This window comes from Marinobacter sp. F4206 (assembly GCF_019392195.1).
Taxonomy (GTDB): domain Bacteria; phylum Pseudomonadota; class Gammaproteobacteria; order Pseudomonadales; family Oleiphilaceae; genus Marinobacter.
The window spans coordinates 1899796-1911984 of record NZ_JAHXKI010000002.1; the positions used below are offsets into that span (position 1 = coordinate 1899796).

Here is a 12189-nt window from a genome sequence, read left to right on the forward strand (position 1 = left end):
CCTTAACAGGGCGAAAATCAGAAGCCAGAAGGAAAGCACCATGGAAGCCAGAACAGACACCCACAGCAAACTCTTCGGTTACCTCCTCTGGATCTTCGGGTTCCTGGGGTCCCACCGTTTCTACTACGGCAAGCCCATCACCGGCACTATCTGGTTCTTCACCCTGGGCCTGCTCTTCATCGGCTGGATCATCGATCTGTTCCTGATTCCGTCCATGGACCGGGAGGCCGATTTCCGTTTCCGTGAGGGCGAAGTCAGCTATAACATCAGCTGGCTGCTGCTCACCTTCACCGGCGTCTTCGGTCTGCACCGGATGTACATGGGAAAATGGATCAGCGGCATCATCTACCTGCTCACCGGTGGTTTGTTCCTGCTCGGCGTGCTGTACGATTTCTGGACCCTGAACGAGCAGATCTCCGTTCGCAACCAGGAGCACCGGTTCGGCTGATCACAAACCCGCCGCCCGCTCCAGTTCCGCCAGACCATCCTCGAGGTAATCGAGCATACGTTGCAGGCTGGGCAGCGTGCGGCGGCAACCAACCAGGCCGAACTCTACCTGACCGTTATAGCTGGTCAGTGTCATGTTCAGAGCCAGACGATCCATCGCGATGGACACCGGGTACATGCCCTCAAGTCTGGCTCCGTTCCAGTAGCAGGTCTCCTTCGGGCCGGGCACGTTGGAGATCACCACATTGTAGGTCTGCCATTTTGGCGCCATGCCAGTCAGCAGGTGAAACGCCGCAGGGGCCAGCGTCAATGCGGTGTAGTTGATGATTTCTTCCGATGACATCGTGGCATAACGGTCTTTGGCTGTCTGAATCCCTTGGTGTATCCGGGTGAGCCGCACCGCAGCGTCGGGCTCGTCGGTGTGCAGGTTGGCAAGAATGACGCCCACCTGATTGCCTTCTGAACTGTCGTCCTTGCGGAGCGAGACCGGAACCATGGCGATCAGTGGTTTTGCCGGCAATGCATCCTGGTTCATCAGGTAGGTTCTCAGGGCCGTGGCGCACATCGCGGTAACAACGTCATTGACGGTGGTGTGGAAGGCATGACACACCGCCTTGATCCGGTCCAGGGAGTAGGACTGGGCTGCAAAGCGCCGTGACCCGGTAATCTTCTGGTTCAGAATACTGCGCGGCGCATGGAAGATGGAATCGTACGCCGGGTCCTTGCGGGCATCGTTGATGGTGCGAAGCAATTCCCGGGCAACCGTTGGCACCGTACCCAGCTGTTTGCCCGACTCTCCAAGCAGATGGCCAACACTCCGCCACAGGGATGGGCCGTCGTCACCATCGTCCCGGCCGGCCCGGACCGGCAGGTCCCAGATCGGCGGCATGTCCCGCTCGGCAGGGTTGGTGGTGAGCATCTGCTGGATCATCCGCATGGCCGAAATACCATCCACCAGGGCATGGTGGACCTTGATGTAGACCGCAAACTGACGCTCGCCCAGCCCCTCGATCAGATGAAACTCCCACAGTGGCCGCTCCCGGTCCATCAGGTGCGAATGCTCGGCCGAGACAAAGGTCAGCAGCTCCCGAATTCGTCCGGGCGTGGGCAGCGCCTCGAAGCGGAAATGGTGTTCCAGGTCCAGGTGTTCGTCGTGTACCCACACCGGTTGCGCCAACCGGGTGTCCAGACGGCGGTCAAAGGGCGTTGTCACCTGGGTGTGTCGACGCAGTTGTTCGGCCAGTTGGGCCACGTAGTCGTCCGGAGCGCCTTCCGGAAATGAAAACAATTGCAGACCTCCCACGTGCATGGGTTGTTGCCGTTTTTCAAGCCAGAGAAACAGCTGGTCGGTCGGGCTGAGTGGTTTCACGCTGCCATCCTTTTTATTCGTGGTATGCGCTGATAGTAGCGTACTTGTTGGCGGGCTTAATTGACCCATTCGCGAATTCGGAGGTTGCTGCCGGTCAGGTCTGGTCTAAGGTTCAATTCGTAGCACTTGATTCAGGTCATCAACGAGATCGGAGGATTCCGGGTGCGAGAGTCGGGAAGACGGGAAGTGAGCGCTGGCTTTGACTGTGTCCGTTGCTGGGCATTGTTGATGTTGCTGCAGGTCGCCGCCGGGGGGGCGTCGGCGCAGCAGGCGCCCGGGGTCCGGCTCGAAACGGTGTCCACCGAAGCCATCATCCAGGAAGTGTCGCTCAATGGCACCGTCAATCCCTTGCGGGTGTCCTCGATCTCGCCGGCGGTTGCCGGTTTGCTGGATACCGTGCGGGTAGAGGCCGGTGATCGGGTGTCCAGGGGTGACGTGCTGGTCGAGCTTGATGACGAACAGGCGGTGCACGAACTGGCGGCTGCCCGGGCCGAAACCGACCAGGCCCGGGCGTTGCTGGCAGAGGCGGAACGGCGGCTGAAGGAGGCGCGCTCGGTCGGCGCCGGCCGGAACATTGCCGCCACCGAGGTCCGTAGCCGTGAGAGTGAGGTGGTGGCGGCCCGGGCCGCCCTGGCCCGGCTCGAGGCCGTACTCAACCGGATGGACGTACGGGTTCGTCGGCATCACGTGCGAGCGCCGTTCGATGGGGTGATCAGCGAACGCAGCAGTGACCTGGGCGAGTGGGTCACTCCGGGCGATGAACTGCTCCGGCTAGTGGATACCACCAACCTGCGCCTGGACTTCGAGGTGCCACAGGAATATTTCAACCGACTGGATGAGCGTTCGATGCTGCTGGTGCGTCAGGGATCCAGCCTCGCCGAAGCGACCATCAACGCCCGGGTCCCGGTAACCGACCCCCAGTCCCGGACCTTCCTGTTGCGAGCACTGCAGCCGGAGACCGTCGGCTTCTGGCCGGGCATGGCGGTGCAGGCGGTGTTGAGGGTCAGCACGGGCCAGGAGGGGCTGACCGTTTCCCGGGATGCCATCAACCGCTATCCTGAGGGCCGGGTGACGGTGTGGATCGCCGAGGAAGCCGATGGCGACACCTACACGGTCCGTGAGAAACGAATTCGCCTGGGGACCGCCTTCAAGGGGCGGGTCGAGGTGACTGACGGTCTGAGCGGTGGCGAACAGGTGGTGACCCGGGGCAACGAGTCATTGAGCGAGGGCATTACCGTCCGGATCGCCGAGCGGGAGGCCCGTTGATGTTTGCCGGCATCATCCGTCACGGCACCCTCGTTGCTGTCATCGCACTGATTGTCGCGATTCTCGGGACGGCGGCTGCGTTCCGGATACCGGTGCAGATGATTCCGGACCTGGAAGTGCGCACGGTCACCGTGGAAACCCGTTGGCCGGGTGCCACACCCCAGGACATCGAGAAAGAGATCCTGATTGAGCAGGAGCGTTACCTGCGTAATGTGCCGAACCTCAGCCGTATGATGGCGACGGCGCAGAGTGGCTCGGCGGAAATCGAGCTGGAATTTCCGTTTGGCGTCGACATCACCGAGACCCTCATCCAGATCAACAATGCCCTCAGCCAGGTTCCCGATTACCCTCGCAACGTCGATGAGCCCCGCATCGTTGCCGCGTCCTTTTCCTCCAACTCCTTTATGTACCTGCGGGTATCGACCCTGGAGGGGAATCCCCGGGAGCTGGACATCGAGCTCATGCGCGATTTCATTGAGGATCGGGTACGCCCCCGTATGGAGAGCGTGCCCGGGGTTTCCGAGGTGGAAGTCGGTGGTGGCGCAGACCGGCAGATACAGATCATTGTCGACGCCGCGGCACTGGCCCAGCGGGGCCTGAGCCTGGTGGATCTGCGTGATGCCGTGACCGACCGCAACCGTGATATCTCCGGCGGCGAAATTGAGGCTGGCAAGCGTCGCTATCTGCTGCGGACGGTTGGTCGCTTCGACGATATCGAGGCGCTGGAACGGCTCGTGGTGCGACGCCAGGGCGACAGCGTGGTGCGTTTGAGCGATGTCGCCCGGGTGGAGCCCGGGCACTCTCGCATCCGGGAGCTGGCGGTGATCAATGGTCGGCAGGTGATTGGCCTGCAGGTCCGCCGCGAAAGCGGTTCCAACGTTATCGACATCAAGCACGCGATGATGGACGAGGTGGCCGCCATCAACGAGGAGGTGCTCGAACCCGCCGGTATGATCCTGGAGCTGACGGCCGACGATGCCCGTTATGTCGAAGCCTCCATTGCCAACGTCTGGACCAACCTGGGGATAGGTGCGGTGTTTGCCACCCTGGTGATGTACCTGTTCCTTCGTTCCGGGCGGGCCACCCTGGCCGGAGTCTGTGGTATCCCTCTCTGTGCCATTGCCGCCTTCATCGGGCTGCAGGTCACCGGTCGCACCGTCAACGTGATCTCGCTGGCGGGCATCGCCTTCGCCATCGGTATGACCGTGGATAACAGCATCGTGGTGCTGGAGAATATCGAACGTCACCGTCGACTGGGCCTGGATCGTTTCGAGTCGGCCCTCAAGGGGGTAAAGGAAGTCTGGCCGGCCGTGCTGGCCTCGACCGCCACCACCATGCTGGTCTTCCTGCCGATTCTGTTTATTGACGAGGAGGCGGGCCAGCTGTACTCGGACGTCGCCATCGCCATCTCTGCCGCCATTCTCGCGTCCATGCTGGTGGCCATCACGGTGATCCCGACCCTGTGTGCCCGCCTCGATTTTGGCCGCGGGGCGGTCCAGACCGACCAGTACGGCAATGAAACCGCCGGCGGCTGGGCCACCAACGTGATGGTGGCGGTGCGCTGGCTGGTGGACGGCTCGTGGCGGCGGGTTCTGGTGATCGTGATCACGGTGCTCGCCAGCGCCTGGGTGATCCTGTTCCTCACGCCGCCGGCGGAATACCTGCCCGAGGGCGAGGAGCCCAAGACTTTTGCCGCCATGAGCGCACCCCCCGGCTACAACCTGGACGAAATGGCCGCAATCGGGCGGCAGGTGGAGGACCATTTCCTGCCCCACGTGAACGCGGACGGTGCGGCCTACGCCATGGGCGAAACCGGCGTTCCGCCCATGGCCTACCTGAACCTGCAGATCACCCCGACCGGCCTGCGCATCATCGCGGAGACCCTGGAGCCCACGCACATCGAGGCGTTGATGGATGAGATCACCCGGGTCTACGAGCAGTTTCCGGGCATGCGCGCGTTTGCCGCCAAGGGCTCGATCATTTCCAGCAACGACGGCGGCACCCGCAGCATAAACCTGGATATTTCCGGCCCGGACCTGGTCTCGGTCTATCGGGCTGCCAACGCGGCCTACCAGCAGGCCGAGGTCATTTTCGACAACCCCAGGATCCAGAGCCAGCCGTCGACCCTGTCGCTGGCCCAGCCACTGATCCAGATCCGACCGGACTGGGACCGGGCGGCCGAACTGGGTCTGGATACCGAAGCCATTGGTTTCACGGTGGCCTCGCTCACCGAAGGCAGTTACATCGATGACTTCTTCCTGGACGACGACAAGATCGATATCTACCTGTACGGCCGGGAAGGTCGGGGTTCAAAGCTGGCCCGGCTGCCGGATGTCATGGTGCACACGCCGGAAGGATCGACCCTGCCTCTGTCCAGCGTCGCCGCCATTGAGGAGACTGTGGACACCAGCGTGGTCAGGCGGGTGGACGGTCGCCGAACCGTGACGCTCAATGTGATCCCGCCCGGGGATGTCCCGCTGGAGGCCGGGGTCGAACGGGTGCGGACCGAGTTGCTGCAGGCGATGCGGGAAAAAGGCACGCTCCCGGCCAGTGTGAACGTGGATATCTCGGGTGCCAGCGATCAGCTTAACGCCACCCGGGATGCCCTGGCCGGCAACTTCATCATTGCCATCGCGATCGTCTACCTGGTGTTGGTGGCGATCTTTGCGCATTGGGGCTTTCCTCTGCTGATCCTGACCGCCATTCCGCTGGGGGTTGCCGGCGGCATTGTCGGGCTGGCGCTGATGAATCTGGTCGGGGGCCTGCTGCCCCTGCTGGGCTTGCAGCCGCTGCGCCAGCCCTTTGACATGATCACCATGCTGGGTTTTCTGATTCTGATGGGAACGGTGGTGAACAACCCGATTCTGGTGCTGGACCAGGCCCGCCAGAACCTGCGCCACAAGGGCAGCTCGGTGGTGGATGCGGTCACCGACGCGGTCCGCACCCGCCTGCGCCCGATTGCCATGACCACCCTGACCACCCTGTGCGGCCTGTCGCCACTCGTGTTCCTGCCGGGCGAGGGCACGGAGCTCTACCGGGGCGTGGGGGCCATCGTTCTGTTTGGCCTGGTGGGTGCGGCTATCGTCACGGTGACGTTTTTGCCGGCGCTGACCATTGTGGTTCTAGGCTGGCGGGAGCGGTGGCGCTGCCGTTTTTCAGGCGACGGCGGAATCTGATTGGCTGACGGGGACTCCCAGGCGGATGGTGTCGCCGTCCAGCAGGACCGGGTAGGTCTTTACCGACACCGACTCGTCTTCCAGGCATTGGCCGGTGACCAGGCTGAAGTGCTGCTTGTACAGTGGCGACGCCACCACTGGTTCACCCTTCAAATCGCCGGTAATACCCCGGGCCAGAACGTTGGCCCCGCTGAATGGGTCGGTGTGACTGATGGCAAACAGGGCCGGTAGCCTGTGCGGCAGATAAAACAACGCCACCGGCCTATCTTCGGTCCAGACGGCAATACCAGATTCCGGCACCAGGTCCTCAACAGTACAAACGGCCTTCCAGTCAGTTCGAGCTGTCATCAGTAATCTCCTTCAATTTCGATCAGACAATATTCCCGAGCTCCGTGAGCGTGGGGTATGGGGGGTGCTTTTCTGACAGGGAAAAAGATGTCTGAGCGCAGCGAGTTATTTTTCCCAGAAGAAAAGCACCCCCGTGCCGCGCGCTCCAGCACGTCGTCAGCAGGCTAAGCGGACTCCAACACCGGCCTGCGCTGATCCCGCTCGGTCGTCCACTGCTGCACCGGATCTTTCTGCTCTGGCGCATTCACAAACTCCCGGAACCGCTTGCGCTTCTCCGGATCCTCCACCGCGGTCTTCCACTCACACTGGTAGGTGTCGACAATGCCGGCCATGTGCTCGTCCAGCTCCGCACCGATGCCCAGGCTGTCCTCCAGCACCACCTGCTTCAGGTACTCCAGGCCACCCTCGAGGTTCTCCATCCAGACGCTGGTGCGCTGCAGCCGGTCGCCGGTGCGCACGTAGAACATGATCACCCGGTCAATGGTGCGGATCAGCTCCTCGTCGGACAGGTCGGTGGCAAACAGGTCGGCGTGGCGCGGACGCATGCCGCCGTTGCCGCAGACGTAGAGGTTCCAGCCGTTCTCGGTGGCGATCACGCCAAAATCCTTGCTCTGGGCCTCGGCACACTCGCGGGTGCAGCCGGACACCGCCATCTTCACCTTGTGCGGCGCGCGCAGCCCCTTGTAGCGGTTCTCCAGGCGGATCGCCATGCCCACGCTGTCCTGGACGCCATACCGGCACCAGGTGCTGCCGACGCAGGATTTAACCGTTCGCAGCGACTTGCCATAGGCGTGACCGGTCTCGAAGCCGGCCGCGATCAGCTTCTCCCAGATGTCCGGTAACTCACTCAGGGTGGCGCCGAACAGGTCGACCCGCTGGCCGCCGGTGATCTTGGTGTACAGGTTGTACTGCTTGGCTACCTCACCCAGCACAATCAGCTTGTCCGGGGTGATCTCGCCACCGGGAATACGCGGCACGATGGAATAGGTACCGTTTTTCTGCATGTTGGCCATGAAGGTGTCGTTGGTGTCCTGCAGCGGTACGTGGTCGGTGGCCAGGATGTGGTCGTTCCAGCAGGTGGCCAGAATGGAGGCCACCGTGGGCTTGCAGATGTCGCAGCCGTGGCCCCTGCCGTGCTGGCTGATCAGGGTACGGAAGGTGCGAATGCCGTTGACCTTGACGATATGGAACAACTCCTGGCGGCTGTACGGGAAGTGCTCGCACAGATCCTTGCTGACTTCCACGCCGCGCTTTTCCAGTTCGCTGTCCACCACGGTTTTGAGCAGGGCGGTGCAGCCGCCGCAGCCGGTACTGGCCTTGGTCTCGGCCTTGACGCTGCCCAGGTCGCTGCAGCCGGCGTCGATGGCGCCGCAGATATCGCCCTTGCTCACGTTGTGGCAGGAGCAGATCGAGGCGGTTTCCGGCAATGCATCCGGGCCCAGGGCCGGGGCGCCGCCCCGGCTTTCCGGCAGGATCAGGGTTTCCGGGTTGTCCGGCAGGGTGATCCCGTTCAGGGTGTACTGAAGCAGGGTGTCGTAGTGGCTGTTATCGCCCACCAGGATGGCGCCCAGCAGGGTTTTGCCGTCCTCACTGACCACCATCCGGCGGTAGTGCCCCACCTGTTCGTCGTTGAAACGGATGTTGCGGGCGCCCGGCGTCTGGCCGTGGGCATCGCCGATCGAGCCGACATCAACGCCCAGCAGCTTGAGCTTGGTGCTCATGTCGGCGCCGGTGAAGGCCGCGTCGCTGTCGCCGTTGAGGACCGAGGCCAGGGTCCGGGCCATGGTGTAACCGGGGGCCACCAGGCCGAAAATCCGCTGGTCCCAGAGGGCGCATTCGCCAATGGCGTGGATGTGCGGGTCCGAAGTGGTGCACTGGTCGTTGACGACAATACCACCACGTTCGCCGACCTCGAGGCCACTGGATCGGGCCAGGGCGTCCTGGGGCCGGATACCGGCGGAGAACACGATCAGGTCGGTTTCCAGATGGCTTCCGTCGCTGAAGTTCATGCGCAGCCGCGCGTCCTCGCCGTCCACAATGGCGGTGGTGGCCTTTTCGGTATGCACCTGCACACCCAGTTCCTCGATCTTGTGGCGCAGCAGTGCGCCGCCGTCGGTATCCAGCTGCACCGGCATCAGCCGGGGCGCGAATTCCACCACGTGCGCCTGCAGGCCGAGGCTTTTCAGGGCGTTGGCGGCCTCCAGGCCCAGCAGGCCGCCGCCGACGACGACGCCGGATTTGCCGGTCTGGGCGCTGTCGCGGATGGCGTCGAGGTCATCCAGGGTCCGGTACACGAAGCAGTGCGGGTGCTCTCGACCCTCGATCGGTGGCACGAACGGATAGGAACCGGTGGCCAGCACCAGTTCGTCGTAACGGTATTGGCCTTTGGGCGTGGTCACAATGCGCTGGTCGCGGTCGAGGCTGATCACGGCCTCGTTCAGGCGGAGCTGGATGCCCTGCTCGGTGTACCAGTCGGCGGTGCCCATGGCGAGATCCGCGTGGGTGGAGCCGGCGAAATAGTCGGACAGGTGGACCCGGTCGTAGGCCAGCTGCTTCTCTTCACCGAAGACGAGCACGTCGTACTCTGCCGACGCGGGGCTGGCGACAAACTGCTCCAGGAAGTGGTGGCCAACCATGCCGTTGCCAATCACGATCAGGGTTTTCTTGCTCATGGTCATATCCTCTCTCATGGATAGCGGCTCAGGCCGCTACCTCGCAAAATTGTCTGCCAAAAGGCAGCTGGGCCCGGAACCGGGCAATGTTGGCCTGCTCGGTGATCAGCTCCTGATACCAGGTGCCCTGGCCGGTGTCGCCCACCAAAATGGCGCCGACCAGGCGGTTATCGCGGATCATCAGGTGGCTGTACCCGCCGGTCTCGAAGTCCTGCCAGATCAGGGATTCGGTGGTCTCGTCCGGGGTTTGCACGCCGCAGGAGAAGACCGGAACGTCGCTGATCTTGAGGCGGGTGGCGATCACCGAGCTCCGGTAACTGGCGGTACTGGTGTCGTCCGCCAGTACCTGAGCCAGTATCCGGGCCTGCTGATAGCCCGGTTCCACCAGGCCGAAGGTCTCGCTGTTCAGTTCGCAGCATTCCCCCAGGGCGTGGATGTGCGGGTCGCTGGTGCGCAGCTGCCGGTTCACCCGGATGCCGCGACCACAGTCCAGGCCGGCGGCTTCCGCCAGCTCCCTGTTCGGCACAATGCCCGTGGCAACCACCACCAGGTCGGTGCTGAGGACGGTCTGATCGCTCAGCTGAACCGCCCGGACACCGTCCCGGCCCAGAAACTGGACCGGAGAGGTCGAGGTCAGAATGTCCATGCCTTTGGCGGTCAGGGCGTCGGCGAGCAGCTTGCCTCCGGTAGGATCCAATTGACGGTTGAGCAGGTGCCCGCTGCGATGCAGGACGGTCACGGCGACCCCGCGACGCATCAGGCCGGCGGCGGCCTCCAGGCCGAGAAAACCGCCGCCCACAACCACGGCCCGTTGCCGGGTCCGACTTTGCTCAATCAGATGACAGGTGTCGTTGAAATTCCGAAACTGGGTAACACCGGACAGGTCTTCGCCCGGAATACCCAGTTGACCGGGGCGGGATCCGGTAGCAATGACGAGGTGGTCGTATCGCTGGATGCGCCCGGCGCTGGTGGTCACCGTCTGTTCCTGGCGGTCGATGGCGCTGACCGACTCGCCGGAGTGAACCTCAATGCCGTGGCGGGTGAACCAGTCACCGGGTTTCAGGGTCAGGCTACCCGCGTCGGCATCGCCGCTGAGCAGTGCCGACAACTGGATCCGGTTATAGGCCGGACGGGCTTCGCCGTTGAAGACGACGATGTTCAGGTCGGGGGCAGGCTCCCGGGCCATCAGTTCTTCCAGGAACCGTTGCGCCACCATGCCGTGGCCACAGACCACCAGCGTGCGTTCTCTGTACCCGGCCATAGCTGCTCCCCTTACTTTCTGAACCAACAAAAAAAGCCGGAGCATCTCATCCCCGAGGGGAATCGATGGTCCGGCGCCAATGCCAACAACAATGATCTGATGGTCCGGCCGAATCCTTGGCCGGGACGTTCATCCTTACTTAGCTCTTAGCGATCTTCGTGCCACTTTTTCAGTGCCTTTAAAATCAACAACATCCGTCCGTCACGCCGCCGCAGGCGAGGTGCAATTCCGGATTGGCTGCCCCTTGCTGGGGCGGTTTGCACGACTTTGAGGCTTTTGATGGCGCAGTAATTGCTGAGCTATCCGGTATCGAGAAAGTACGGCCACCGGCCCGGAGTATTGCCATGAACACCAGACGAAAGCCGAAGAACCCCACCCCGCCATCTGCCGCGGACTACCTGATTGCCTCGCGACAATGCGAATTGATGAACCTTCAGTATTTTCTGCAGATGGGCAAGGTGGTCCAGAGCATCAGCAACCTGGTTCACGGCCTGCAGCGGGAACGCGGTGCGTCCAACGTGTTTCTCGGGTCCGGCGGCGGAAAGTTTGCGTACGAGCGGCGGGCGATGATCCAAGATTCGGACCGCCTGTCGGGTATCTTTGAGCAGGCCCTGGCGGAGGTACACGAGGCGCTGACAGCGCACCCGGTCAGCAGTCATCTGCTCAACCACATCGCCAGTGCCCTGCACGGGCTGGAAGAGCTGCCATCGATTCGGGCCAGGGTTGAGAATCAGGAGATGTCTGCAGAAGAAGCCACCGACAGCTACAGCAACCTGATCCACGAATTCATCACGGTGGTTTTTGAAGCCGCCGATACCGCGGTGGACCCCTCCATTGCCGGCCTGCTGGTGGCCATGGTGCACCTGATGAACGGCAAGGAATTCTGTGGCCAGGAGCGGGCCGTGGGGTCCGCCGGGTTTTCCAGTGGCGGCTTCGACAGTGCACTGTCGAAGCGCATGATGCACCTCGTTGAGGCGCAGGAACGCTGTTTTGAGGTGTTCGTCGGTTTCGCCGACGACCATAGCCGCGAATTGTGGCAGTCCCTGCGCGCCAACGAGCGGGAGACCGAGATCGAGCGTCTGCGTCAGCTCGGATGCTCGGTGGGCCGTTACAAATCGCTGGACCCGGAACTGGCGGATCACTGGTTTGCCCTGATGTCCGAGCGCATGGACGAGCTCAAGAAAGTGGAAGACGCCGTGGAAGGCAGTTTTCATACCCGCTGTGTCGAGCGCTTTGCCGAGGCGCGTAATTCCCTGGCCCATCAGGAGATCCTGATTGCCTCCCTGGACCAGCCGGACAGTTCCTCGCAGCCCCTGCTGGTATTGTGCGATTCCGCTGATGATGCCCGGGCAGGTGAATCCTGGAGCAGCGAAGGGGTTGGTCAGCAGTTTGGCCGGTCCATTTTCGATCTGGTTCAGGCGCAGACCCGACGGTTGCAGCAGATGAACGACGAGTTGCAGAGTGCCAAGGAAGCGCTGGAAGATCGGAAAACCCAGGAGAAAGCGGTGTTGTTGCTGATGGAGCATCGCAAGATCGGTAACGACGAGGCTCACCGCGTGTTGCGAAAACTGGCCATGGACCAGGGCAAGAAGCTTCCGGACGTTGCCCGGGCCCTGGTCTCTATGGCCGATGTGCTGACGTGAGCCAGTT

Annotated in this window: 8 protein-coding genes; 4 read left to right on the forward strand and 4 right to left on the reverse strand. The window is 62.6% G+C overall.

Annotation, left to right across the window (positions count from 1 at the left end; all coding sequences use genetic code 11):
- The first annotated feature begins 40 nt into the window (after positions 1-40).
- Positions 41-448, forward strand: coding sequence for an NINE protein (locus KZO34_RS11050; protein WP_219476403.1), 408 nt, complete (start codon positions 41-43; stop codon positions 446-448).
- On the opposite strand, the gene KZO34_RS11055 is transcribed toward KZO34_RS11050, so the two are convergent.
- Positions 449-1816, reverse strand: coding sequence for a WS/DGAT/MGAT family O-acyltransferase (locus KZO34_RS11055; RefSeq protein WP_219476404.1), 1368 nt, complete (start codon positions 1814-1816; stop codon positions 449-451).
- 186 nt (positions 1817-2002) lie between these two features.
- Here KZO34_RS11055 and KZO34_RS11060 point away from each other — a divergent pair, with 186 nt between their 5' ends.
- Positions 2003-3082: an efflux RND transporter periplasmic adaptor subunit gene (locus KZO34_RS11060; protein ID WP_308318802.1), complete on the forward strand. Its 1080-nt coding sequence runs from the start codon at positions 2003-2005 to the stop codon at positions 3080-3082.
- Positions 3082-6258, forward strand: coding sequence for an efflux RND transporter permease subunit (locus KZO34_RS11065; RefSeq protein ID WP_219476405.1), 3177 nt, complete (start codon positions 3082-3084; stop codon positions 6256-6258). The genes KZO34_RS11060 and KZO34_RS11065 overlap by 1 nt, the downstream gene beginning before the upstream one ends.
- Here the strand turns inward: KZO34_RS11065 and nirD are convergent.
- From nirD to KZO34_RS11080, 3 genes are all read right to left on the reverse strand, one after another.
- Entirely contained in the window at positions 6238-6606 is a 369-nt protein-coding gene (nirD, locus tag KZO34_RS11070; RefSeq protein ID WP_219476406.1) for a nitrite reductase small subunit NirD, read from the reverse strand. The genes KZO34_RS11065 and nirD overlap by 21 nt on opposite strands.
- Before the next feature lie 164 nt (positions 6607-6770).
- Positions 6771-9278, reverse strand: a complete 2508-nt coding sequence (gene nirB / locus KZO34_RS11075) for a nitrite reductase large subunit NirB (RefSeq protein ID WP_219476407.1) — start codon at positions 9276-9278, stop codon at positions 6771-6773.
- 28 nt (positions 9279-9306) lie between these two features.
- Positions 9307-10539 (reverse strand): NAD(P)/FAD-dependent oxidoreductase, encoded by a 1233-nt coding sequence (locus KZO34_RS11080; protein WP_257900257.1) that lies wholly within the window; start codon positions 10537-10539, stop codon positions 9307-9309.
- A gap of 344 nt (positions 10540-10883) precedes the next feature.
- Here KZO34_RS11080 and KZO34_RS11085 point away from each other — a divergent pair, with 344 nt between their 5' ends.
- Entirely contained in the window at positions 10884-12182 is a 1299-nt protein-coding gene (locus KZO34_RS11085; protein WP_219476409.1) for a nitrate regulatory protein, read from the forward strand.
- Positions 12183-12189: the final 7 nt, after the last annotated feature.